Annotated in this window: 22 protein-coding genes; 13 read left to right on the forward strand and 9 right to left on the reverse strand. The window is 52.7% G+C overall.

Features of this window, described 5'->3' with window-relative positions; genetic code table 11:
* The first annotated feature begins 3 nt into the window (after window positions 1-3).
* Together B4N58_RS07035 and B4N58_RS07040 are read left to right on the forward strand one after the other, a co-directional pair.
* Window positions 4-1350, forward strand: coding sequence for an RsmB/NOP family class I SAM-dependent RNA methyltransferase (locus B4N58_RS07035; RefSeq protein WP_291747399.1), 1347 nt, complete (start codon window positions 4-6; stop codon window positions 1348-1350).
* A gap of 132 nt (window positions 1351-1482) precedes the next feature.
* On the forward strand, window positions 1483-2676 hold the full coding sequence (locus tag B4N58_RS07040) for a DesA family fatty acid desaturase (protein ID WP_291747402.1): 1194 nt from the start codon (window positions 1483-1485) through the stop codon (window positions 2674-2676).
* 222 nt (window positions 2677-2898) lie between these two features.
* Here the strand turns inward: B4N58_RS07040 and rpmG are convergent, their stop codons facing one another.
* From rpmG to gloA, 4 genes are all read right to left on the reverse strand, one after another.
* Window positions 2899-3066, reverse strand: coding sequence for a 50S ribosomal protein L33 (gene rpmG, locus B4N58_RS07045; protein ID WP_008253405.1), 168 nt, complete (start codon window positions 3064-3066; stop codon window positions 2899-2901).
* A 13-nt stretch (window positions 3067-3079) separates the two neighbouring features.
* A complete protein-coding gene (rpmB, locus tag B4N58_RS07050; protein ID WP_008253404.1) occupies window positions 3080-3313 on the reverse strand; it encodes a 50S ribosomal protein L28 in 234 nt (77 codons plus the stop codon).
* A gap of 136 nt (window positions 3314-3449) precedes the next feature.
* Window positions 3450-4136: a RadC family protein gene (gene radC, locus B4N58_RS07055; RefSeq protein ID WP_291747405.1), complete on the reverse strand. Its 687-nt coding sequence runs from the start codon at window positions 4134-4136 to the stop codon at window positions 3450-3452.
* Between the two features lie 75 nt (window positions 4137-4211).
* Window positions 4212-4757, reverse strand: coding sequence for a lactoylglutathione lyase (gloA, locus tag B4N58_RS07060; RefSeq protein WP_291747406.1), 546 nt, complete (start codon window positions 4755-4757; stop codon window positions 4212-4214).
* Window positions 4758-4927: 170 nt separating this feature from the next.
* On the opposite strand from gloA, the gene B4N58_RS07065 reads away from it, so the two are divergent.
* Both B4N58_RS07065 and ispH read left to right on the forward strand, forming a co-directional pair.
* On the forward strand, window positions 4928-5392 hold the full coding sequence (locus B4N58_RS07065) for an FKBP-type peptidyl-prolyl cis-trans isomerase (protein ID WP_008252293.1): 465 nt from the start codon (window positions 4928-4930) through the stop codon (window positions 5390-5392).
* Between the two features lie 7 nt (window positions 5393-5399).
* The gene (gene ispH, locus B4N58_RS07070) at window positions 5400-6329 is read left to right on the forward strand and encodes a 4-hydroxy-3-methylbut-2-enyl diphosphate reductase (protein ID WP_291747526.1); all 930 of its coding nucleotides are present in this window, start codon (window positions 5400-5402) and stop codon (window positions 6327-6329) included.
* 15 nt (window positions 6330-6344) lie between these two features.
* Here the strand turns inward: ispH and B4N58_RS07075 are convergent, their stop codons facing one another.
* Window positions 6345-7640 (reverse strand): hemolysin family protein, encoded by a 1296-nt coding sequence (locus B4N58_RS07075; protein WP_008252291.1) that lies wholly within the window; start codon window positions 7638-7640, stop codon window positions 6345-6347.
* A gap of 153 nt (window positions 7641-7793) precedes the next feature.
* On the opposite strand from B4N58_RS07075, the gene B4N58_RS07080 reads away from it, so the two are divergent.
* From B4N58_RS07080 to B4N58_RS07100, 5 genes are all read left to right on the forward strand, one after another.
* A complete protein-coding gene (locus B4N58_RS07080; protein ID WP_291747411.1) occupies window positions 7794-8789 on the forward strand; it encodes a rhodanese-related sulfurtransferase in 996 nt (331 codons plus the stop codon).
* Window positions 8786-9496, forward strand: coding sequence for a glutathione S-transferase (locus B4N58_RS07085; protein WP_291747414.1), 711 nt, complete (start codon window positions 8786-8788; stop codon window positions 9494-9496). The genes B4N58_RS07080 and B4N58_RS07085 overlap by 4 nt, the downstream gene beginning before the upstream one ends.
* Window positions 9497-9623: 127 nt before the next feature.
* Window positions 9624-11051 (forward strand): 3-oxoacyl-ACP reductase, encoded by a 1428-nt coding sequence (locus B4N58_RS07090; protein WP_291747417.1) that lies wholly within the window; start codon window positions 9624-9626, stop codon window positions 11049-11051.
* A 47-nt stretch (window positions 11052-11098) separates the two neighbouring features.
* Window positions 11099-12379, forward strand: coding sequence for an acetyl-CoA C-acetyltransferase (locus B4N58_RS07095; protein WP_008252287.1), 1281 nt, complete (start codon window positions 11099-11101; stop codon window positions 12377-12379).
* A 4-nt stretch (window positions 12380-12383) separates the two neighbouring features.
* Window positions 12384-13274 carry a MaoC/PaaZ C-terminal domain-containing protein gene (locus tag B4N58_RS07100; RefSeq protein WP_291747421.1) on the forward strand — a complete coding sequence of 297 codons (891 nt, stop codon included), beginning with the start codon at window positions 12384-12386 and terminating at the stop codon, window positions 13272-13274.
* 500 nt (window positions 13275-13774) lie between these two features.
* Here B4N58_RS07100 and B4N58_RS07105 read toward each other — a convergent pair whose 3' ends face one another.
* Both B4N58_RS07105 and B4N58_RS07110 read right to left on the reverse strand, forming a co-directional pair.
* A complete protein-coding gene (locus tag B4N58_RS07105) occupies window positions 13775-14434 on the reverse strand; it encodes a TetR/AcrR family transcriptional regulator (RefSeq protein ID WP_291747425.1) in 660 nt (219 codons plus the stop codon).
* 130 nt (window positions 14435-14564) lie between these two features.
* Window positions 14565-15599 carry a Fe(3+) ABC transporter substrate-binding protein gene (locus tag B4N58_RS07110; protein ID WP_008252283.1) on the reverse strand — a complete coding sequence of 345 codons (1035 nt, stop codon included), beginning with the start codon at window positions 15597-15599 and terminating at the stop codon, window positions 14565-14567.
* Window positions 15600-15774: 175 nt separating this feature from the next.
* Between B4N58_RS07110 and B4N58_RS07115 the strand changes: the two genes are divergently transcribed.
* On the forward strand, window positions 15775-17688 hold the full coding sequence (locus tag B4N58_RS07115; protein ID WP_291747428.1) for a propionate--CoA ligase: 1914 nt from the start codon (window positions 15775-15777) through the stop codon (window positions 17686-17688).
* A 120-nt stretch (window positions 17689-17808) separates the two neighbouring features.
* Complete coding sequence (locus tag B4N58_RS07120) at window positions 17809-18579, forward strand: M48 family metalloprotease (RefSeq protein ID WP_291747432.1); 771 nt, start codon at window positions 17809-17811, stop codon at window positions 18577-18579.
* Window positions 18580-18601: 22 nt separating this feature from the next.
* Here the strand turns inward: B4N58_RS07120 and B4N58_RS07125 are convergent, their stop codons facing one another.
* Both B4N58_RS07125 and B4N58_RS07130 read right to left on the reverse strand, forming a co-directional pair.
* Window positions 18602-20122: a fumarate hydratase gene (locus B4N58_RS07125; RefSeq protein WP_008252280.1), complete on the reverse strand. Its 1521-nt coding sequence runs from the start codon at window positions 20120-20122 to the stop codon at window positions 18602-18604.
* 39 nt (window positions 20123-20161) lie between these two features.
* Window positions 20162-20698 carry a TIGR00645 family protein gene (locus B4N58_RS07130; RefSeq protein WP_291747437.1) on the reverse strand — a complete coding sequence of 179 codons (537 nt, stop codon included), beginning with the start codon at window positions 20696-20698 and terminating at the stop codon, window positions 20162-20164.
* Window positions 20699-20901: 203 nt separating this feature from the next.
* Between B4N58_RS07130 and acs the strand changes: the two genes are divergently transcribed.
* Both acs and B4N58_RS07140 read left to right on the forward strand, forming a co-directional pair.
* Window positions 20902-22884, forward strand: a complete 1983-nt coding sequence (gene acs / locus B4N58_RS07135; RefSeq protein WP_291747440.1) for an acetate--CoA ligase — start codon at window positions 20902-20904, stop codon at window positions 22882-22884.
* Between the two features lie 112 nt (window positions 22885-22996).
* Window positions 22997-25051, forward strand: coding sequence for a VC_2705 family sodium/solute symporter (locus B4N58_RS07140; protein ID WP_008252277.1), 2055 nt, complete (start codon window positions 22997-22999; stop codon window positions 25049-25051).
* Window positions 25052-25074 lie beyond the last annotated feature (23 nt).

Below are 25074 nucleotides of genomic sequence, written 5' to 3' on the forward strand. Positions count from 1 at the left end.
AATATGGCCGGGTCCCAAAAGAAAACCCCATTTCGCAAACCCAGTACGCGGCGCGACAGCAAAGTTGAGCGGCAAGGTGCCCAGTCGCGTTATGGCCTGGTGAGCACAGTTGCGCAGTTGATTGACTTGCTGGCGCAGTTTGAAGGCCCTGCCGATGCGGCGATTTCCCGGTTTTTCAAAGACCATCCCGAGTTGGGTGGTCGTGACCGCCCTATGGTGGCTGAAGCGGTGTATTGCTGGTTGCGTTACCGTTATCGAATCAACCACTTGGCGCAGTCGGGGGAAGGTCCCTCGGTGGTTCGTCAAGCCAAACTGGCTTTGTTGTGGTCGGGCGCACCCGAACAGATTTGGTCTGCCGGCAAGCAGGCTGACAATGAGTGGCTGAGTCGGGTCATCAATATTTCAGCCGATGATCTGGGTGTTGAAGCGCGCACCTGTTTGCCCGAATGGTTTTACACCAAGCTGGCCGAGCAATTTGGGCAGGATCGCGCCGAGTCGTTCTCGCAGGCTGTGCTAAGCGCCGCGCCGTTGGACCTACGGGTGAATACGGTAAAGGCCAGTACCACTGACCTGTTGGCGGCTTTGACCAATATGGGTATTCAAGTGAACCCGATTGAGGGTTTGCCGGAAGGTTTGCGCGCGGTGGGCAAACCCATTGTGGGCAAAACTGAAGTGTTTCAGGAAGGGTACTTTGAAGTACAAGACGCGGGCAGCCAGTGGGTTAGTCGCCTTGTAGCGCCTCGCCGCGGCGACTTGGTAATTGATTTTTGTGCAGGCGCAGGCGGTAAAACCCTGGCCATTGGTGCGCAAATGAAGAATACGGGCCGAATTGTGGCGCTGGATACTTCGGAGAAGCGCCTGGTGAAGTTCAAGCCCCGTGCCGCGCGTTCAGGCTTGAGCAACTTTTACACCATGGTAATCAATGACGAAGCCGACCCGCGCCTGAACAAGTATTTTGGCAAAGCCGACCGCGTGGTAACCGATGTGCCGTGCAGCGGCATGGGAACCTTAAGGCGTAACCCGGATCTTAAATTTAGACAGAACTTGCAGAGTCTGTCAGAATTAACCGCGAAGCAAAAATCCATCATCGAGCATGCTGCCAAGCTGGTAAAGCCCGATGGTCGGCTTGTTTACATCACTTGCAGTGTTCTTCGCGATGAAAACGAAGACATTGTCAATGCGTTCCTGGAAAGTCACCCGGAATTCCGGCTTCGTCGCTGGACTGAAGTGTTGAACCCCGGAGAACGGCCTGTCAAGGCGAATACGACTGATGACATGCTTCGATTGTGGCCAGAGGATGGGGAATCTGATGGCTTTTTTGCAGCAGTGTTACAACGTTCCAAAGCCTGAACTGAATATAAATTCCAAATGTGTTCCGGCTTTAAAAGTACACTTGTACACTGAAAATATGATACGGCTCCTTCAGAAGCAAGTTGAGATGGCCGTAACCTTTGAAATACGACCTGTTGAGAGTTAGTGAATATGATTGAATTTTTGACCTCGGGCATTACTGGCGCAAGCATTGGCCAAATGGTGATTTACACGCTGATCGTGACCCACATTACGATTGTGGCGGTAACGGTTTACCTGCACCGTTGCCAGGCTCACCGCGCCCTTGAAGTACACCCTGCGCTCGCGCATTTCTTTCGTGCGTGGTTGTGGCTAACCACCGGCATGAGCACACGTGCATGGGCTGCCATTCACCGCAAGCATCACGCCAAGTGCGAAACACCCGATGATCCCCACAGCCCGCAAACCCGTGGCCTGAAAACAGTATTCTGGCGCGGTGCCGAGTTGTATCGTGCCGAATCCAAGAATGCAGAAACCCTGGCCAAATACAGCCATGGCACACCAGCCGATTTTCTGGAATTTCAGGTTTACGAACGTTTTCCCTGGCAGGGCGTAGGTTTTACCTTGGTGCTCAGCTTCATCTTGTTTGGTTTTCCTGGTGTCAGCATTTGGGCCATTCAAATGTTGTGGATTCCCGTGTTGGCCGCTGGCGTGATCAACGGTATTGGCCACTACTGGGGCTATCGCAATTTCGATTGCCCTGATGCAAGCCGCAATATTTCACCCTTCGGTATCCTGATCGGTGGTGAAGAGTTGCACAACAACCACCACACGCACGCCACTTCAGCCAAGTTGAGCAACAAGTGGTACGAGTTCGACATTGGCTGGATGTACATCAAGATTTTCAGTTTCCTGGGCTTGGCCAAAGTGAAAAAAGTGGCTGAATCGCCGAAGTTTTCGTCCGAGTCCAAGCCAGTGCTTAGCTTGACGACTGTGCAGGCTGTTGTGAACCACCGTTACGATGTGATGGCGCGTTACGCCAGTTCCATGCGCAAAGCGTTCCGTTCTGAAGTGGCTGCATTGAAGCAAAAAGCAGCCAATGCTCAAGAGCGTAAAGTGTTGGCCAAAGGCACCAAGTTGTTGTCGATCGATGAAAGCAAGTTGTGCGATGTTCAGCGTGCTGAATTGGCGCAATTGTGTGCGCAGTCGAAGATGATCAGCACCTTGGTAGAAATGCGGGCTGAACTTCGCCAGATTTGGGAGAAAACCAATTTGAGCCGTGAGCAAATGCTGGTTCAGTTGCAGGCTTGGTGCGAACGTGCAGAGCAGAGCGGTATTCGCTGGCTGGAAGACATGTCGATCCGGATTCGTCGCTACGCGGCGTAATTTGCAAGTTATTTGATTGATGAAAGCCGCTGGTGAGAATCAGCGGCTTTTTTGTTTCGGCATCAGCGCTGTGATCGATGTGGCACCCAAACCTTCCGCGCATGATGCCAACTTGCGTATGCATTAAAAGGACATGCGACCTTGCGCATGCAGCTGGGCCAACAAAAAACCCGCTCTGAATATCAGTAGCGGGTTTATGTAGAAACAGCGGAAATAATTGAGTTACTTCAGCTTGGTTTCTTTGTATGACACATGCTTACGAACCACTGGATCGTATTTCATGATTTCAATTTTCTCGGGCTTCGTACGCTTGTTTTTGGTCGTGGTGTAGAAGTGACCAGTACCAGCAGAAGATTCGAGTTTAATTTTTTCGCGACCACCTTTAGCCATGATTTACTCCTGCTTAGATTTCGCCACGTGCACGAAGATCGGCCAAAACAGCATCAATGCCATTTTTGTCGATAGTGCGCAGGGCGTTATTAGTTAGACGCAGGCGAACCCAGCGGTTTTCGCTTTCAACCCAGAACTTGCGTGACTGCAAGTTAGGCAGAAAACGACGTTTTGTTTTGTTGTTGGCGTGGGAAACTTTGTTTCCAACCATCGGGCGCTTACCCGTTACTTGACATACGCGAGCCATGATGACCCCAAAAAATTCAGCAAATTAGTGTATCTGCAAAACCACACGGCATGAATTGAATAGCCATGGATTTGCGGCGAAGTCCAAGATTGTAACCAATTACTAATCTTTTGCCCAGCCTTTTTTGCGGAAAAACTCAAAAAGGTGGGCGATTGTGCAGCCTGTAGGAGTAGCCGCAGTTGGGGCCAACCACCAAATGGTCTACCAATTCTATGTCAACCAGTGCCAAAGCCGATGAAAGCTCGCGGGTCAGCCGGTCATCTGCGCTGCTGGGGGTGCAGCAGTCGCTAGGGTGATTGTGCGCCACCATGATGCGGGGCGCATTGGTTTGAATTGCAAATTTAAGCACCTCACGCGGAAAAACCACAGTTTTGTTCACCGTTCCGCTGGAGAGTATTTTGTGGTCCAGTACTTTCAGTTGGCTATCCAGGGCGATCACAAGGAAATTCTCGACTTCGCTTAATCCGATTTGCGCACGCACGAATTGCTCGAATAAGTCGGGAGAAGCAAGGAGGCCTTGTTCTGCTTCCTGCAATTCGTGGCTTAAACATCGTTTGGCCATTTCAAGACAGGCGCGCAGCTGTGCATATTTGGCTTCGCCAAGGCCGCGAACTTGAATCCATTCAGCGAGTGAAACGCGGTTTAAATTTTGCAGGCCGCCGAACTGGCTGATCATTTCACGGGCCAGGTCGACTGCACTTTTTCCAGGCAAGCCAGTGCGCAGAAAAATAGCAAGCAATTCAGCATCTGAAAGCGCTTGCGCGCCCTGTTTGATTAACCGTTCGCGGGGACGATCGTGTTTGGGCCAGCTTTGAATACTCATGAAGAATTGAACCTGAAAGCCACTTGGTGGCCTTCGGTTCAGTCAAGTTCCCAAACTACCGTGGCAGTGACCAAGTTACTGGCCGGAATTCCCCAGCTTGTGCAGCAGTGATGGCTGGACGATCTCGATCCAGTAGCCGTCCGGGTCTTTGATGAAGGCCACATCTTTCATCTTGCCTTGTTCCGGGCGTTTTATATAGGGAACCTGGTTTTCGTCAAACCAGCGAACCGCTGCAGCAAGATCAGGTACCGAGAAACAAATGTGTCCGAATCCTTGTGGTTGCTGGTTTCCGTCGTGATATTTGAATTCTGGGTCGTTTTCTGTGCCCCAGTTGTGCGTCAGTTCGAGAATACCGGCTTGGCTGAATGTCCAGGCGGTGCGGGTGCCTTCATCTTCGGGTATTTCGTCGGTCTCGGTGACTCGAGCGAGGAAGTACAGCGAAAACTTCATTTCGGCAAAGTCCAGCTTCCGAAGCACCCGCATACCCAACACCCGGGTGTAAAAATCGAGTGAGACGGCCGGGTCTTTCACCCGCAACATGCTGTGATTCAGCACGAAACCTTGCGTGGCCTTCGGCACTGTTGGGCTGACTCCGGGGTGGTTCTCTGTGTTAAACGCCATGGTTTTCAAACTCCTGTGTTTGTTTCTGAATGCAGATATTTCATGCTCACGCTCATTTTATTACCACAATGTGAGGCTGAACTCGAATCATTCGCACCCGCTTTGGGATGTCTGACTGCCTCCAAAGGCGTAGAATAGAGCCGTTTTTGAAATGAATTCAGGATGTTGAAATGACCGACGCAGTACAGCCCAAGCCCGTGGTGAACGAATCTTCATTCGTGACCCTGCATTACCGCATTCGCTTGGCCGAGAGCCAGCAGGTGATTGTGTCTACCTTTGAGGACAAGCCGGCAACATTGTCGATTGGCGCGGGCCAGTTGGCTGAAGGTTTGGAGCGTTGCCTGTTTGGTATGCAGGCGGGGCAGCGTGACATATTCACTTTGCCCGCGGGCAGCGGTTACGGCGACACCAATCCCGATTTGTACCGCCCGGTGAGCAAGGCATTGCTGTCAAAATATGCCGAGGAGGGCACCACGTTTGAGCCCGGTGAGTTTGTGCATTTTCCTGCGCCCGATGGCGGTCAGTTTGCTGGCACGGTAGTGGAAGAGCGTGAGGACGATATTTTGTTTGACTTTAACCACCCCCTGGCAGGCAAGGCACTGACCTTTGAAGTGCAGTTGATCGGGGTGCTGTGAGGTGAGTATGGAAATTAGCCTGGCCCAACCGCGCGGTTTTTGTGCGGGTGTAGACCGCGCCATTGAAATTGTGGAACGTGCCTTGCAGCAATTTGGTTCGCCCATTTATGTGAAGCATGAAATTGTTCACAACAAAACGGTGGTCGAAGATTTGCGCGGTAAGGGTGCAATTTTTGTGGATGAACTGGAAGATGTACCCACCGGCTCCACAGTTGTGTTTTCCGCCCATGGGGTGTCGCAAGATGTTCGCACCCAAGCGGAAAGCCTGGGCTTGAAAGTGTTTGATGCGACATGCCCACTGGTTACGAAAGTGCATGTGGAAGTCAGCAAGATGCGTGCACAGGGTTGCGAGATCATCATGATTGGTCACGAAGGCCACCCCGAAGTAGAGGGCACCATGGGACAGGTGAAGGACGGCATTTACTTGGTGGAAACTGAGGAGGATGTGGCCAAGCTGAATATTGCAGCGGGTACGCAATTGGCTTTTGTGACGCAAACCACTTTGAGCGTTGACGATGCTTCGAGGGTAATTGCAGCGCTGAAATCGAAGTTTCCTGAGATTCGAGAGCCCAAGAAAGCAGACATTTGCTATGCGACGCAAAACCGTCAGGACGCGGTGAAGTTTATGGCACGCCAGGTGGATTTGGTGTTGGTGGTGGGTAGCCCCAGCAGTTCCAATTCCAATCGCCTGCGCGAGGTGGCTGAAAAACTGGGTGTACCTGCCAAACTGATTGAAAATGCAGACAGCCTTGAGCGTGCCTGGTTTGATGGTGTGAAACACATAGGCTTGACTGCGGGTGCCTCAGCGCCCGAGCACCTGGTGCAAGGCGTGGTGAAGCGCCTGAAAGAATGGGGTGCTTTGTCGGTGCGAAATATGGAAGGCGTGGAGGAAAATATTGCCTTCCCCATGCCGAAGGGATTGAACCCCAGAGTTTGAATTGCAGGGTTTGAATTAACCCGACTGCTTCGGGGTGGCCAGCACTTGGTCTACCCTGTTGCGGTCCACATCCACCACTTCAAATCGCCAGTTGTTCCAGTCAAATTTCTCGGTTTTTTTCGGAATTCGGCCCAATGAGGCCAACACGAATCCACCGACGGTGTGAAAGTTGCCCAAGTCTTCTTGAGGCAAACCACGAATTCCCAGTTTGATTTTCATTTCATCAATGGGCAGCAGGCCGTCCAGTAGCCATGAGCCATCTTCGCGTTTCACAGCCAAGGCCTCTTCGGGGGTGTCCATCATGGGCATCATGTCGCCCACCACGCTGGACAACACATCATCAATCGTCACGATGCCTTCAGTCATGCCAAATTCGCTGACCACGAATGCAAAGGTCTTTTTCTGTTGACGGAAGGTACGCAGCAAATCGACAAGTGTGAGCGAGGCCGGGACGAACAAGGGGTTTTGCAGGGGAATTTCTGCGAAATCAATGTCCCCTTCCATGGCGGCCTGGAGAATATCGTGGCTTTCAGCCACGCCGATGACCTGCTGCAAACTGCCTTTGCATATGGGCAACATCGAGTGGGGTGCTTCACGCAACAGGCGCAGGTTGTCCTCGCGCGGGGCGTGCAAATCAAGGTAAGCAATGTCGCTGACAGGGGTCATGACCGAGGCCAGGCGACGGTCTTCAAGGCGCAACACATTGCTCATCAGGTGGCGTTCTTCGGGGGCCAGCATGCCGGTTTTGGCGCCTTCATCGAGAAATGCCTGAATTTCTTCAATGGTGCTGACAGCAGGGGCGGCTTTGAACGGGATGAAGCTGAGCACCAGGTCGGAACCCTTGGAGAGCAGGGCAATGGCAGGGCTGAGCACTTTCAGGAATATCGACATGAAGGGGGCGCAGAACGCAGCCACTTTTTCCGGATTGGCAATGGCCAGACGTTTGGGTACGATTTCGCCAAAAATAATGGAGAACCCGGTTACCAAGGCGATTGTGACTGCAAATGAAATGACTCCGGCCCAATCGCTGAGTGTTGGGAAATATTGGTCAATGACATGCTGAAAGGTGGCTGTTAGCGCTGATTCGCCGTAAATACCCATGAGCAGAGCAGCCGCTGTGATGCCCGTTTGTGTGGCGGCCAGCAAGCGACTTGGATTGTCCATGATTTGAATGGCGATTCGAGCTTTGGGATTGCCTGCGTCGGCCATGGCCTGCAGCTTGGAGCGCCGACTGGAGGCCAGTGCCATTTCCGAGAGGGCGAAAAAGCCGGAAACCAAAATCAAAAGGACCAAGATCCAGAAGGCATTCATGATGTGTGTTCTTGTAATGGGTGTTGCGACTGGCTGTATTGCTTGTGCCTCAGTTTACCAAAGCCCATGCTGCTTTGGCTTTTTGCTTGATTGGGTAAAACCGGGGGCTCGGTTACAATAGCAGGCTAAGTTTAATCCACAGAAAGAATTGCCATGGCGATGACCGAAGACTCCATTCCACAATCTGATCAAATCGTGGTCGCTGCACTGTACAAGTTTGTCAGCCTGCCTGATTTCGAAGACATCAAGCCCCGGCTTGAGGCGGTGTGCGCTGAAAACGGTGTATTGGGTACCCTGTTGCTGGCCAAAGAGGGAATTAATGGCACGGTAAGCGCACCGCGCGCCGGTATCGTTGTCTTGATGAATTTTTTGTGGGCCGATACACGTTTTGGTGATTTGTCACCCAAGTATTCAATTGCGCCTGAACAGGCTTTCACGCGCATGAAGGTGAAGTTGAAGCGTGAAATTGTGACCATGGGCAAAGACGGTATTGACCCGAATCGCTTGGTGGGCCGTTATGTGAAGCCTTCCGACTGGAATGCCTTGATTCAAGACCCAGACACTTTAGTGATCGACACCCGCAACAACTACGAGTATGCAATTGGTACTTTTGAAGGTGCTGTAGACCCTGCCACCACGACATTCCGCGAGTTTCCGGAATGGGTTGAAAAGAACTTGAAAAACTTGCCTGCAGACAAGCGACCAAAGAAGATTGCGATGTTTTGTACCGGTGGCATTCGCTGCGAAAAGTCCACAGCCTACATGTTGGAACAAGGTTTTGATGAGGTGTACCACCTTGAAGGTGGCATCTTGAAGTACCTGGAAGAAATTCCTGAAGAACAAAGTTTGTGGAAAGGCGAGTGTTTTGTATTTGATCAACGGGTATCGGTCACCCATGGTTTGCAAGTGGGGCATTACGACCTTTGCCATGCCTGCCGTATGCCGATTACCGAGGAAGAAAAGCAAAGCGAGAAATACATTCAGGGAGTAGGTTGCCCGCATTGCTACGATTCGTTGACTGACGACCAAAAGAAGCGTTTTGGTGAGCGCCAAAAGCAGATTCAACTGGCCAAGCTGCGCAATGAAAAGCACATTGGCCGCAAGATGTTGCCCAAAGAAGTACCTCCCAAAGAAGCGCACGCGGAGTGATTGAGTTGGATCACCAGCTTGGTTTGCCTGTGTTGTACACCTTTCGCCGTTGCCCCTATGCCATGCGTGCGCGACTAGCGATAGTTGCAGCTGGTTTGCAGGTTGAGGTGCGCGAACTGGTGTTGCGCGCCAAACCGGCACACATGCTTGAAATTTCACCCAAAGGCACAGTGCCCGTGTTGTGGTTACCCAATGGCACGGTGATTGACGAAAGTCTGGATGTGATGCGTTGGGCGGTGGACCAGAGTTTTCCGGCAGACTGGTTGGTGCTGAATGCTGGGCAGCAACAACAATGTGATGATTGGATCGCGCTGCTTGATGGCGAATTCAAGCGCAATCTGGACCGATACAAATACCCGCACAGATACCATGTTAAAAATGACGCGGAAACCTACACCTGCGACCCGCTTGAACACCGTGCGGTGTGTGAAAAAATTCTGGCGCAGTGGAATGCAGTGCTTGAACAGCATGGGCAACAAGCGGACACCTTCCTGTTCGGTGCTCAACCCAGCTTTGCAGACTATGCAATTTTGCCTTTTGTGCGCCAGTTCAGAATTGCCGATGAGGCGTGGTTTGATGCTGCGCCCGGCTACGATGCTCTGAAGCGTTGGTTAAGCGCTTTCCTCGCGTCGAATGTGCTTGAACGGGCCATGACAAAGTACAGCCCTTGGCAACCGGGTGATACACCTTTAACCTTTCCGGGTTAGAGACGACCCTCTACGATTTTCTGGTCAACTTTCTATACACTCGCAAGTTACGCAACAGTAACATTGTCTTGGTGGGCTATGCTAAGCCCTGAAAAAAGACATTCCCCCTATAAGAAGGACGAGACTCATGGCCGACAAAATTCTTGAATTTGTTCACACCTCGACAGGTAAACAAATTGCCGCTGCACTGGGCTTGCCCGTGCCCCCCATGTTGAAGCGCGCCAAAGCCGGATACGCTGAAAAATCATTGGCCAATTCAAATGCATTGGTGGGAGCCAGCGCGTTTGGCCCGGTGGCCACTGCCGTGGTGAAGGCATTGAATGCCATGGGTGCATCGATCAAGGTGTCTGCCGATTTGGCAGGTCTGGACGGCATCAAGCAAGCTGCGGCCAAGGCCAAAGTAGATGTGAGCATTTCTCAAGCTGACAACGGCGTGCCTGAAAATGTTTACGTACTGGATGTAACGTCAGCCGCCAATGTGGCTGACCTGCGTTTGTTGTATGACTTTTTCAATCCACGTTTGCGCAAAGTGCCATCAAACAGCCGCATCGTGGTGATTGGCCGCCCCCGCGGTGATTGCAAAGATGCATTGGCTGAAACAGCGCAGTCTTCTTTGCCTGGTTTTATTCGCAGCCTTGCGAAAGAAAGTGGCAAGAACGGCACCACAGCCAATTTGATTCAGGTGAAAACCGGTGCTGAAAACGGCATTGAAGGTGCGCTGCGCTTTTTCCTGAGCCCGCATTCAGCGTTTGTAACCGGCCAGGTGTTGCCAGTGGTTGGCGCGCCCAAGGGCGTGAAAGTTGCAGCGTTTTCTGAAAAGCCATTGACTGGCAAACTGGCTGTTGTAACCGGTGCTGCACGCGGCATTGGTGCGGCGATTGCAGAAGTGCTGGCCCGCGAGGGTGCAACCGTGATCGGCGTGGATCGCCCCGCGGATGAAAGCGTATTGGGCGCCACCATGAGCAGCATTGGCGGCATTGCCTGCCCGCTGGACATTACTGATGCTGACGCAGGCAAAAAGCTGGCTGCTGTAGCAGCTGAGAAGGGTGGCAAGATCGACATTATTGTGCACAACGCAGGCATTACCCGCGACAAGATGATGCGCAACATGGCTGCCCACCTGTGGGACATGGTGTTGGACGTGAACCTGGGTGCGATTGTTCGTTGTAACGATCAGTTGTTGGCAGGTGATGCATTTGGCATGAATGCGCGCATTGTGTGCATTTCGTCGATTGGCGGTATTGCCGGTAACGCAGGCCAAACCAACTATGCAGCGACAAAGAGTGCCGTGATTGGTTATGTGGATGCCATGGCCAAGCAACTGGAAGGCAAGGGCATTTCGATTAACGCGATTGCACCGGGCTTTATTGAAACCCAAATGACAGCGGCCATTCCCGTGGTTACCCGTGAAGTGGCGCGTCGTTTGTCCAGCCTGTCGCAGGGCGGCTTGCCTGTGGATATTGCAGAAGCAGTGACCTTCATGGCCAGCCCCTTGGCTGCTGGTGTAAATGGTGCCACCTTGCGTGTGTGCGGACAAAACCTGGTGGGCGCGTAAATACAAACACGCTGCCTGCAACTAAAAAATTATTTGGAGAAAATTCTATGAAACACGGTCGTCGCGTTGCCATTATTGGCGGTTCACGCATTCCATTTGCACGTTCAAACACAGCCTACATTGGCAAATCCAACCAGGACATGTTGACTGCAGCATTCCGAGGTGTTGTCGACAAGTTTCAGTTGCATGGTGAAGAACTGGGCGATGTAGTAGCTGGTGCAGTAGTGAAGCACAGCCGCGATTTTTCACTGTGCCGTGAATCTGTATTGGGTTCAGGTTTGAGCCCAATGACACCGGCTTTCGACATTCAGCAAGCCTGCGGTACTGGCCTGGAAGCGGCCATTGTGGTGGCCAACAAAATTGCCTTGGGTCAAATTGAAGTGGGCATGGCTGGCGGTGTAGACACCACCACCGACGCACCGATTGCTGTAAGCGAAGGCCTGCGCAAAATTTTGCTGGAAGCCAACCGCGCCCGCGACACCAAAGGCAAGCTGGCTGCCCTGTTGAAAATTCGCCCCAAGCACTTGGCACCACTGCCACCTGCCAATGCTGAACCACGCACGAAAATGAGCATGGGCGCGCACTGTGAAGTGATGGCGCAAACATGGAATATTTCTCGTGAAGAGCAAGACGAACTGGCCGTGAGCAGCCACTTGAAAGCAGCCAAGGCCTACGAAGAAGGTTTCTTTGACGACCTGGTTGTACCATTCAACGGTTTGACCCGTGACAACAATCTGCGTGCCGATTCTTCTGTAGAGCGCCTGCAAGGTTTGAAGCCTGCATTTGATCGCAAGAGCGGCAAGGGCACGATGACTGCCGGTAACTCGACACCACTGACTGACGGCGCTTCTGCTGTGCTGCTGGCCTCTGAAGACTGGGCCAAGGCACGTGGCATTCAGCCCTTGGCTTACCTCACTTTCAGCGAAACAATCGGTGTTGATTTTGTATCGGGCAAGGAAGGCCTGTTGATGGCCCCAGCCTACGCAGTGCCACGTATGCTGAAGAAAGCAAATATGAAGCTGCAAGACTTCGATTTCTATGAAATTCACGAAGCGTTTGCTGCACAGGTTCTGTGTACCTTGAAGTCTTGGGAAGACCCCAAGTTCTGCAAGGAAAAACTGGGTCTGGACTCAGCTTTGGGTTCAATTGACCGCAGCAAGCTGAACGTGAAAGGCGGTTCACTGGCTGTGGGCCACCCGTTCGCCGCCACTGGTGGCCGCATTATTGCCACCTTGGCCAAGCTGTTGAATGAAAAAGGCAGCGGCAAGGGCTTGATCTCTATTTGTGCAGCCGGTGGTATCGGCGTAACAGCAATTATCGAGAAGTGAAATCATGAGCGTGAATGACACCCTGAAAGCAGCGGCGAAATTTTTCGAGCTGACCGAGTTTCCAAACGGCAAGGCGCTGCTGCTGAAGGCTGCCACCACGTCCAATAAAAAACCAAAACCCGACACACAGGCTGCACGCCTGGGTGCCCGGGTGAAGAAAGTGTTTATTGACCGCGAGTGGGTACGCCAGTACAACGCTGTGTGTGGCTTCAAGGAAGATGAAATTTCCCTGACCGCGCCTCAGGTGGTGGCTTCGCCCCTGCACATGTATTTGCTGAGCCGCCCTGAGCACCCCATGCCGATGTTGGGCATGGTTCACTTGCACAACTCAATTGAATGCGCCAAGCCGCTGGAATACGGTGTGGCTTACGATGTGTTGGTGACAGTGGGCGATACCCGCAGCATTTCGCTGGGTCTGGAATTTGATGTACACACCCAGTTTTTGGTCGGCGAGGAAGTGCACTGGAGCAGTGTAATGACCATTTTGTGCCGCGTGAAGGGTATGCCCAAGCCTTTGACGAAACCAGCACCTGTTGAGCCTTTGAGTGCATTGGGTGCGCAATACGCCGCCGTGAAAGTGCCCGAGAACATGGGACGCAAGTACGCCAAGGTTTCAAACGATTACAACCCGATTCACCTGTACGCGCAAACCGCAAAAATGTTTGGTTTCAAACAGGCCATTGTGCATGGCATGTGGACTGCCGCAAAAACACTGAGCATTGTTGAAGCCGGTTTGGGTACGCGTGCCAGCAAGTTCGATTTGTCGTTCAAGCAGCCGGTGTTTTTGCCTTCTGGTATTTCGGTGAAGCATGTGACAGCCGATGGTGCTTCGAAGTTTGAAGTGCTGGCGGAGCGTGATTCGAAAGTGTTGATGGTGGGTAGTATCGGCGCGTAAGAAGTTGAATCGGTTTGCAGCGCGTCACTCATTGCGCCTAGATCCAAGTCGAATTCCCCTTTTTGATTCTGGCTCGGTTCATGCGAAACGCAAAAGCGTCTTCGCATCGACCTTGCAGGTCGCCCCTCGCTGTAAATCAAACCGGGCGACTTGATCTTGAATCGGCACAATGATGCAACGCTGCTACAAACCTTAACCGGCTAACCAATCAATCTCCGCCAGTGGTTAAGGGCCGATTCATGACCTAGCGAGCGGCTGTTTTCAGCATTCGCAAAGTTCGCTTTGCCGTCCTTCCGCCTTCAGGAAAGTCTGCCCGTTTGAATTCACACGCCACGTTCGGCTACGAGCCGACACCGAGTTCGGCCATCTTTTTTGCCGAATCTCGGTGAGTCAGTGTGAACTTCAAAAAGGGAAATACAGACTTTCAGGCGGGGGAGGGCATGCGACTTTGCGGATGCAATAACAGGGCATGCGACTTTGCAAATGCCCACACACCGCTGCTATCTCTCCGACAGTCCCGGCATCAAACTGGTTTCGATCATTTTCTGCATGTCTCGAATCGGAATTTCCGGGTGCTGGATCCACCACCGTGCGCCGGCCTCAACAGCACCAACCATGATGTTGGCCAATGCCACTGATTGAATGCCTGCTTTGTCACCGTTTTTGGCCTTGGTGGGATCGTTCAATTCTTCAATGGTTTTGGCCGAGGCTTCAATAAAGCTGTTTCTGAAAAAAGCCACCTTCTCGCCCACTGGGCCTACGCTGGTGAGCGCTTCGTTGTACAGCACAGACCAACCATCCCGGTGACGTTCTACAAACGTCAGAAAGCTGAGCATGATCAATTTCAGACGCTCTTTGGGGTTTGGGTTGGCCATCAGCATGGAAAGGCCCGACATCAAGTGATTGCCAACCTGGGTAATGGTGGCCAGGTACAGCGCATCTTTGGAACCAAAGTAGCGGTAAAGCAAAGGTTTGGTTACACCTGCGCCTTCTGCGATTTGCTCCATGCTGGTGGAGTGAAAACCATGACGCGAGAAGACAGAGCCCGCCACGTCCAGAATTTGACTCATTCGTTGTTCTTTGGGAACTTTGCGTGTGCCCAGGCGTTTTGTCTCGAGGGTAGGCGCCGCGTTTTTATTGTTGTCGTTCGCTTTTTTCACCAATTTACTAGCCGGTTACATTGACGTTTTGAAGTGTAGCAAGCTTCTTTCAGTTTTGTGAATAAAAAAAGCCCCACAAAAAGTGTGGGGCTTTTTTACGGATGGACTGTCAGTAAGTTACCAAATTTGATTACTTATAACCCACGCGATCCATGATTTGCTGAGACAAGGCGGTGTTGGCAGCCAGTGTTTTGGCGGGAGTTACGTCTTGCTTGAAGGGGCCCAGTGACTCCAAAGCAGGATTGTCCACTTTCACGCCGGGCACTGTTGGCCATTCATTGTTGCCATTGGCAAAGTATTTTTGGGCAGAATCGCTGGCCAGGTATTCCAAAAATTTGATTGCCCCTTCGCGATTCGGTGCATTCTTGGCCACGGCACCGCCTGATACGTTCATGTGTACGCCATAGCTACTTTGGTTGGGCCAAATGAAACCAACTTTGGACACCACTTCTTTGTCCTCTGGCTTGGAAGAATTCAGCAAGCGAACCCAGTAGTAGCTGTTGGTCAAGGCAACACCGCATTCTCCAGATGCGACTGCGCGAATTTGGTCAGTGTCACCACCCTTGGGGCTGCGGGCCATATTCGCGACCACACCTTGTGCCCAGGTTTCAGCGCCTTTCTCGCCCAAGTGGCTGATCATGCTGCTCATCAAGGACAACATGTAGGGGTGTGAGCCTGTGCGTGTACAAACTTTGCCCTTCAATGCGGGCTTGGCCAAGTCTTCATAGTTTTGGGCCAGCTTGGGATCCACGTTTGCCTTGTTGTACACAATGACGCGGCTGCGTGCTGAAAACGCATGCCAAAGACCATTTTCACCCGTGAATTGCGCCGGGATTTTTTCGCTGAGTACTTTGGACTTTACAGGTTGAAACAAGCCGTCTTGTTGGGCTGTGGCAAGGCGGGCCGCGTCCACCAGCAGCACCACGTCGGCAGGGCTGCGTGCGCCTTCACTGCGCATGCGTTCAAGCAGGGCTTCATCACCCAGCTCCAGGCGTTTGATTGCAATGCCTGTTTGCTTGGTGAAGTCCTCGTACATTTTTTCATCGGTTGAGTAGTGGCGGGCCGAGTACAGGTTGATGACTTTCTCGTTGGCTTGCGCGGCTGCGCTTACGCCAATCAAGCCTGCAATTGAAACTGAAATCAGTTTTTTGAAAGTGTTATTCATGATGATAAGGACTTTCCTGAATGTGGTTGGTTGAAATTTGACTTCACTAGTCTAGCAAATAGTAATCATTTATGTAACAAGAAGTGTTCTCGTTTATCAATAATTTTTGCGGTAGTCAGAGTGTCGTAAGCGCGAGTTCCTACATTGGGTGCAACAAGAATGAGGAGACAGTGCTGTGGTTGAGCAAACGAAGTACCAGTCCAATGGGACCTATCAGAATTTGTACGATGAATCCATTCGCAACCCCAAGGGTTTTTGGGCTCGCCAGGCGGATTTGATTCATTGGCAAAAACCTTTCGAGAAGGTTCTGGATGACAGCAAACCCCCCTTTGCAGCCTGGTATGTGGGTGGTGAAACCAACCTCTGTTACAACGCGGTGGATCGGCACCTCGACCAATTGGGTGACAAGCCAGCCTTGATTTATGTGTCCACGGAAGTGGACCAGGAAAAGGTGTACACCTTCCGTCAATTGCACCAAGAGGTGCAAATTGCAGCGGCCATGCTGCAAAAAATGGGTGTGAAGAAAGGCGACAGGGTATTGATCTATATGCCCATGATTCCCGAAGCAACTTTTGCCATGCTGGCCTGTGCGCGAATTGGTGCCATTCACTCGGTGGTATTTGGGGGGTTTGCATCGCACAGTCTGGCTTCTCGAATTGAAGATGCAAAGCCAAAGGTTATTGTGTCGGCCGACGCGGGTTCACGCGCAGGCAAGGCGGTGGCTTATAAACCGCTGCTGGACGAGGCGATAGAGCGTTCAAGTTACAAGCCTGGTCATGTGTTGATGGTGAATCGTGGTTTGGTGCCTTTTAACACTGTGGAAGGTCGGGATCACGATTACGCCGCATTGCGCAAGGAACTGGCCACGGCCAAAGTGCCTGTGACCTGGCTTGGTGCTACTGACACCAGTTACATTTTGTACACCAGCGGTACCACCGGAAAGCCCAAGGGTGTGCAGCGCGACGTGGGCGGCTATGCAGTGGCACTTGCAGCGTCCATGAAGTACATTTTCATGGGCGAAAAAGGAAAAACATTCTTCGCAACCAGTGACATTGGCTGGGTGGTAGGGCACAGCTACATTGTGTATGGCCCACTGATTGCGGGCATGGCCACGGTGATGTACGAGGGCGTGCCCATTCGACCAGACGCCGGTATTTGGTGGAAGATTGTGCAGGATCACAAGGTGTCTGTGTTGTTCTCGGCGCCCACGGCCGTGCGCGTGTTAAAGAAGCAAGACCCTGCCTACCTGAGCAAATACGATTTGAGTTCGCTGAAAGCGCTGTTTCTGGCAGGCGAGCCTTTGGATGAAACCACGTCGGACTGGATTTCGGGCGCGATCGGGAAACCGATTGTTGATAATTATTGGCAAACTGAAACGGGTTGGCCAATTTTGGCGGTACAGCGTGGTGTTGAAGAAATGCCAGGCAAGCTGGGCAGCCCCGGTGTGCCGGTGTTTGGTTTCAATGTGAATGTGTTGAATGAGGATACGGCGCAACCTTGTAAAGCGAATGAAAAAGGTGTGGTGGCCATTGAAGGACCGCTGCCTCCCGGTTGCATGCAAACGGTGTGGGGTGACGATGAGCGGTTTGTCAAAACTTACTGGTCAAGTTTCAAAACCCGGCAGGTGTATTCCACTTTTGATTGGGGCATTCGCGACGAGGACGGATACTTCTTTATCCTGGGGCGGACCGATGACGTGATCAACGTGGCTGGCCACCGTTTGGGCACACGCGAAATTGAGGAGAGTATTTCGTCTCATCCAGCCGTGGCCGAAGTGGCGGTGGTGGGTGTGGCCGATCAGGTGAAAGGACAGGTGGCAGTTGCGTTTGCCATTTTGAAGTCGGCCGATTCACTTGATCAGGCTCAAGCCAAAACACTGGAGGCCGAGATCATGAAGGTGGTGGATTCCCAGTTGGGCGCAGTGGCCAGGCCTGCGCGTGTTTACTTTGTGAATGTGCTGCCCAAGACCCGTTCTGGCAAGCTGTTGCGCAGGTCAATTCAGGCGGTGTGTGAAGGCCGCGACCCCGGCGACATGACCACCATTGAAGACCCTACTGCGCTGGCTCAAATCAAAAGTGCCATGGCATGAACAAACTGCACAACTGAAGTAAAAAACAGGCCCGGAAAGTCGGGCTTGTTTCAATTTTGTGATGTGTTTTAAAACGTGCTTTAATGGTTTGTCACAGGCCGTTTCAGGGAGGGCTACTGAATGGCAAACCAATCGCTCGAAGTGCTCAAGCTCAGCGTGTTGTTCGACAACCATTTTTTCAATGGTGTGCCCACGCAGGTTCATTTCATTCAAAACAGTAGCTTGGTAGGCACCTGGATTGACGACCAAGGCGCTGCCAATTTAAGTATTGGACTTGATCGAATCCAGTTCATGAGTAGTGATCAGTTGGCTTTCTTGATTGCTCATGAGTATGGTCACCTGGTACTGAAGCATCCTGAAAAAACTCTGGAAATTCAGCAGCAGTATGGCATCGCCTCTAGCTTCGATGAATTCATGTTGTCGTTCGATGCGAAACGCGATTATTCGAAGTTGATGCGCGAGATGGAACTGCAGGCTGACTTGTTTGGGGCGCAGTTGGTGTTGGGTCTGGGACATGACCCAGTATCTGGAGCTTCATTTTTGCTGGCTGAAACCAAAAGCATTCAGCACCCCGAGGGTACCTTGCGGGTCGCAAAAATTAAAGCGGGTGAGCAAAGCCTGGTCGCCGAAGATTTCTCTGGCACTTTCAATCATTTGGCCCTGCAATTGAGTGATGCTGAAGTGTTGGCAGCCTTGGTACCCAGCTACGCCCAGCCAATGGGTTCCGTTGATTCTGCGGTGAAGGCTGCGGTAGAAAGCTGGCCGGTTTCGGGTGCCGATGGTGGCTATGCAGGTGACACGCTGTACGGATTTGAGGTGTCGGTTTTGTTAACGATTGCAGTGTTGGCCTGCGCCATACCAAGATGGTGGCGCAGGACCAGTGTGGGTTGAACTTAAATATTAAGCAACCTCATTAAGCTACACTCACCGGAATTTTCCCGATCTTGGCTTGCCACTCTTTCGGCCCTGTGTTGTGCACCGAAATACCGGTACTGTCCACGGCCACTGTGACTGGCATGTCCTTGATCTCGAACTCGTAAATGGCTTCCATGCCCAGGTCTTCAAAACCAACCACTTTTGCGTTGGTAATGGCCTTGGATACCAAATACGCGGCGCCACCCACAGCCATCAGATAGGCTGATTTGTTGTCGCGAATGGCCTCAATGGCAACCGGGCCGCGCTCGGCTTTGCCGATCATCGCGATCAAACCGGTTTTTTCCAGCATCATGCGGGTAAATTTGTCCATGCGTGTGGCGGTTGTGGGGCCGGCTGGTCCTACAGCCTCGTCGCGCACTGGGTCGACCGGGCCCACGTAGTAAATCACGCGGTTGGTGAAGTCCACCGGCAATTTTTCACCTTTGGCCAGCATGTCGGCGATGCGTTTGTGCGCTGCATCGCGGCCGGTCAGCATTTTGCCGTTCAACAGCAAGGTTTGCCCGGGTTTCCAGCTGGCCACCTCTTCCGGGGTTAGCGTGTCCAGGTTCACACGCTTGCTTTTCTCGGTGTCGGCAGTCCAGCTTACCTGTGGCCAGTCAGCCAGGTTTGGCACTTCAAGCTTGGCGGGGCCGTCACCATGCAAATGGAAATGCACGTGGCGTGTGGCTGCGCAGTTGGGGATCATGGCGATTGGCAGTGATGCCGCGTGCGTGGGGTAGTCGAGAATTTTTACATCCAGCACCGTGGTCAGGCCACCCAGGCCTTGAGCGCCAATGCCCAGGGAATTCACTTTGTCGTACAGCTCCAGGCGCAATTCTTCAATTCGGTTGCTGGGGCCGCGGGCCAGCAGTTCATGAATGTCGCAAGGTGCCATCAGGCTTTCTTTGGCCAGTAGCATGGCTTTCTCAGGAGTGCCGCCAATACCGATACCCAAAATGCCGGGAGGGCACCAGCCAGCGCCCATGGTGGGGACAGTTTTCAAGACCCAATCCACAATGGAGTCTGAAGGGTTCAGCATGACCATTTTGGATTTGTTCTCTGAGCCGCCACCTTTGGCCGCACAAATGACTTCGACATCGTCGCCGGGCACAATTTCGTAGTGAATGACCGCAGGCGTGTTGTCTTTGCTGTTTTTGCGGGCACCTGCCGGGTCGAGAAGAACGGAGGCGCGCAGTTTGTTGTCTGGGTGCAGGTAAGCGCGACGCACGCCTTCGTTGACCATGTCGGTCACGCTCATGGTGGATTCCCAGCGAACGTTCATACCTACTTTCAAAAACACCACAGAAATGCCAGTGTCTTGGCAAATTGGGCGTTTGCCTTCGGCGCACATGCGGCTGTTGGTCAGGATTTGTGCAATCGCATCTTTGGCAGCAGCACTTTCTTCGCGCTCGTAGGCCTTGCCCAGTGCCTGAATGTAATCAAGCGGGTGGTAGTAGGAAATGTACTGGAAGGCATCCGCGATCGAGCTGATGAAGTCTTCTTGCTTGATGGTGGTCATGAACTGCTCCTGATCAAAGTGAGTGCTTAGCCTGCTATTTTAATGTGCTTTGCCATGGGCGGGTTGCGAGATGAGTCGGTCACACCAGGCAATTGCAACGGCAGACAGCAGGAAAATAACGTGGATGGCAGACTGGGCCACGATGGTTTTGGTGTCGTATTGCTCGGCGTTGATGAAAGTTTTCAGCAAATGAATGGAGGAAATGCCGATGATTGCCATGGCCAACTTGACTTTCAACACCGAGGCGTTGACATGGTCCAGCCACTCGGGTTGATCAGGGTGGGTTTCAAGCTTCATGCGGCTGACAAAGGTTTCATAGCCGCCCACTGTGACCATGATCAGCAGGTTGGATATCATGACCACATCGATCAAGGCGAGCACGATCAGCATGATGCCGGTTTCGTCGAGCTGGTGGCTGGCGGTGCCGCCGACCAGGTGCCAAAGCTCGATTAGAAAGTGATACACATAAACGATTTGGGCAACGATCAAACCGAGATAGAGGGGCAGCTGTAACCAGCGACTGGAGAAGATGATTCGAGCCAGCAGCGGGATGGGTTGTTTATTGTGTTGTTCCATTTTGTGACAAGTGTGCAGTGCAGCAATGGTTAATGGGGTAATGGCGCAAACTATAGCAGAACCAAGCTACACCGGCGCTAGTTGCGCCCGGCTGGAACGCGAATTGCTGTGGTGCGCCATGGTGTAAGGTGAGAGTAAGAGCTCTTGCCTATTGTTTATGCAAACTAAATTAATAGAAAACTAAGTAACCCTTGGAGGACAGGATGTCATCGATCGAATCAGTGTCACATGAAACACGCGTGTTTCAGCCCAGTGCCGACTGGCAACGCAGTGCCGCAATTGGCGGTATGGACGCTTACAAAGCCTTGTGCAAAGAAGCTGAGACAGATTTTGAAGGTTTTTGGGCCCGCCTGGCCAAAGAAAACCTGCAGTTCGCAAAAGCCTACAACCAGGTATTGGATGAATCCAACCCACCGTTCTACAAATGGTTCACTGGCGGCGAATTGAATGTTTCGGCCAATTGCCTGGACAAGAACGTGAATGCCGGCTTGGGTGACAAGGTTGCCCTGATTTTTGAAGCCGATGGCGGCGAAGTGACCAAGGTGACTTACAAGGAATTGCTGGCCAAGGTAAGCCGCATTGCCAACGGCCTGAAAAGCCTGGGTGTGAAGAAAGGCGACCGCGTTGTCATTTACATGCCCATGAGCGTGGAGGGTGTTGCGGCCATGCAAGCGTGCGCGCGTATCGGTGCAACCCACTCCGTGGTGTTTGGTGGTTTCTCTGCCAAGGCCTTGCAGGACCGTATCGTTGACACAGGTGCAGTCGCGGTATTTACCGCCGACCAGCAAGTGCGCGGTGGTAAGCAGTTGCCCCTGAAAGCGATTGTGGATGAAGCGCTGAGCCTGGGTGGCTGCGACGCTGTGAAGAATGTCATTGTGTACAAGCGCACCGGTGCAGACGTAGGCATGCAGGCCGGCCGCGATGTGTATTTGCATGAACTCGCTGACAAGCAAAGCGATGTCTGCGCGCCTGAAATGGTGGATTCCGAGCACCCGCTGTTTATTCTCTACACTTCGGGCTCAACGGGTAAACCCAAGGGTGTGCAGCACAGTTCTGCTGGTTATTTGCTGTGGGCCATGCTCACCATGAAGTGGACTTTCGACATCAAGCCTAACGATGTGTTTTGGTGTACGGCCGACATTGGCTGGATTACCGGTCACACTTACATTACCTATGGCCCCTTGGCAGTAGGTGCTACTCAAATCGTGTTTGAGGGTGTGCCCACCTACCCGAATGCCGGTCGTTTCTGGGAAATGATTCAGCGCCACAGCGCTACCATTTTTTACACCGCACCCACAGCGATCCGTTCATTGATCAAAGCCTCCGAGGCTGATGAGAAAGTGCACCCAAAGAGCTACGACCTTTCCAGCCTTCGCTTGATGGGCTCAGTCGGCGAGCCGATCAACCCTGAAGCCTGGATGTGGTATTACAAGAATGTGGGTGGTGAAAAATGCCCAATCGTCGATACCTTCTGGCAAACCGAAACCGGTGGCCACATGATCACGCCATTGCCTGGTGCCACACCCTTGGTGCCTGGTTCATGCACATTGCCATTGCCCGGCATTATGGCGGCGGTGGTGGACGAGGTGGGTGGCGATTTGCCCAACGGCCAAGGTGGTATTTTGGTGGTGAAGCGCCCATGGCCTTCAATGATCCGTACCATCTGGGGTGACCCGGATCGTTTCAAGAAGAGTTATTTCCCTGAGGAACTGGGTGGCAAGTTGTACCTGGCCGGTGACGGCGCCGTACGCGACAAGGACAGTGGCAATTTCACCATCATGGGTCGAATTGACGATGTGTTGAACGTGTCGGGACACCGCATGGGCACCATGGAAATTGAAAGCTCACTGGTGGCCAACGAATTGGTGGCCGAGGCCGCAGTAGTGGGTCGCCCTGATGATTTGACTGGTGAAGCGATTGTGGCCTTTGTGGTGTTGAAAGGCGACCGCCCCACAGGCGAGGCCGGCCAGAAGCTGGCCATGGACTTGCGCAACTGGGTGGGCAAAGACATTGGCCCGATTGCCAAGCCCAAGGAAATTCGTTTTGGTGACAATTTGCCTAAAACGCGTTCAGGCAAAATTATGCGCCGCTTGTTGCGCAGCCTGGCCAAGGGCGAGCAAATTACCCAAGACACTTCAACGTTGGAGAACCCGGCCATTCTGGATCAATTGGGCAAGCCGCTTTAATTGATCCGGTGCTCTCCTTGAACAGGGGTGCAGCTGCCTTGAGAAAAACCAGTTCCATTTCGGTGGGCTGGTTTTTTTCGTTTGAAAGAATCCATGCACCGGGAGTAAATACATGAGTTTTACGCTCAGCCTGACCCGGTTCTTTTCGGTTCTTACCTTCGGTTTTTTGGTGTGTATTGCCGGCGCCGCCATTATGGAGGACTACGGCATTGGCCGGCAGTGGATTGGTTACTTCTTCATTTTCGTCACGCTGGGCGCTTATGCGGTGATCGGCTTGCTCAGCCGTACCTCGGACATGCAGGAATACTTCGTGGCCTCGCGCACCGTTCCTGCGGTGTACAACGGCATGGCCACCGCGGCCGACTGGATGAGCGCCGCTTCCTTTCTGGGTGTAGCAGGGACCTTGTTTTACAGCGGTTTTGAAGCCTTGGCCTTGTTGGTGGGGTGGACCGGTGGTTTCGTGCTGATTGCCCTGCTGATTGCCCCCTACCTGCGCAAATTCGCTTTTTTCTCGGTGGGTGATTTTTTGGCCACCCGATATGCCGGCCCCGACAAGGGCAGGGCGGTGCGCCTGATTTGCGTGTTGGTCACCGTGAGTATTTCTTTCGTGTATGTGATTGCGCAAATTTACGCGGTGGGTTTGATTACATCGCGCTTTGCCGGTGTGGAGTTCGGTATTGGTGTTTTCTTTGGGCTTGCCGGTATTTTGGTGTGCTCGTTTTTGGGTGGCATGCGGGCTGTTACGTGGACTGCGGTCGCGCAATACATTGTGATGATTGTGGCCATGATGGTCAGTGTGGTCGCCTTGATCGGATTCACCGGAAAAGGCGACACCGAGCGTTTTGTGGAGGGTGGGCCCACCAGCTTTCCCGAGTATGTGCGTGCACAGGAACGCAAGTTTTTCTCAGACCCCGCCGAAGCCGAGGTGCGTAGCGTTTACCTGCGTGAAGCCGATCGTTATCAGTTGTTGATTGACACCTTGCCTTCATCCTGGGCGGAAGGCTATGAAGCACGCCGCAAAAACCTGGAGCTGGCCCGCTACGATGGGTCTACGTTTCAGGAAATCAAGGCCGCCGAGCGTGTGTTGAGCAGTTATCCCAAAGACCCACAGGATGCCAAGCGCAAATGGAGTCAGGAGAAACAGCGTTACCTGGACAAGGTCAAAGCCAGTGTGCCGCATTTTGGCTCCATCAAAGACGATTCCGGACTGTCGAACTCGCGCGCCTTGATCAGTTTTCTGGCGGTGGCTTTTACCCTGATGTGCGGCACTGTTGCATTGCCCCACATCATCATGCGGTTTTACACCACGCCGAATGCATCGCAAACCCGTTGGTCGGTGGTGTTTGCCTTGGGTTGCATTTTGGTAATTTACTTGGCTTCGCCCTGGCTGAGTGTGATCGCCAAAGTGGTGGTGTATGAAAACCTGGTGGGCTTGAGTTACAACGAAATTCCCAACTGGATTGCCGCGTGGTCGCGGGTAACCCCCGGGCTGGCGACTTTACAGGATGTGAACCAGGATGGTGTGGTGCAGTTTGCCGAAATTGGCTTGAGCCCCGACATTCTGGTGTTGATTACGCCTGAAATTGCAGGCATGCCATTTTTTCTATCCGGCTTGATTGCTGCGGGTGGTTTGGCCGCTGCGTTGTCGACCGCAGACGGCCTGTTGTTGGCGATTGCGGGCAGTTTGTCCCACGACTTGTATTACCGCGTGTTAGACCCTGAGGCGACGGCACAACGGCGTGTGACCATGTCGAAAATTGCCTTGCTGAGTGCAGCACTGATGGCCGCCTGGATTACCAGCTTGCAGCCCGGCAACATTGTGGTGTTGGTGGGTTCTGCTTTTGCTTTGGCGGCTTCAAGCCTGTTTGTACCGCTGGTGGCGGGTATTTTCTGGAGTGGTGCCACACGCCGTGGCGCCTTGTGGGCCATGGGCACCGGGTTTGTCAGTTCAAGCCTTTGTCTGGCACTGACCAATTCGTCGTTCATGGCTTTGTTTAACCTGGATGCTGTGCAAATTGGTGGTTTGAGTGGCGTGGCCAGTGGCGTGTTTACCATTCCGTTGAGCGCACTTGCCATGGTGGTGGCCTCCCTGTTGGGTGGCCGCAAAGACGAAGCGCCTGCTGTAATGCGAGTGTTGCGCTTGCCCGAATCGGAAGGAAAAGTGTGATGCGGTACGAATGCACTGGATAC

Origin of the sequence: Limnobacter sp. UBA3528 (assembly GCF_002377005.1) — a bacterium.
Classification (GTDB): Bacteria; Pseudomonadota; Gammaproteobacteria; order Burkholderiales; family Burkholderiaceae_B; genus Limnobacter.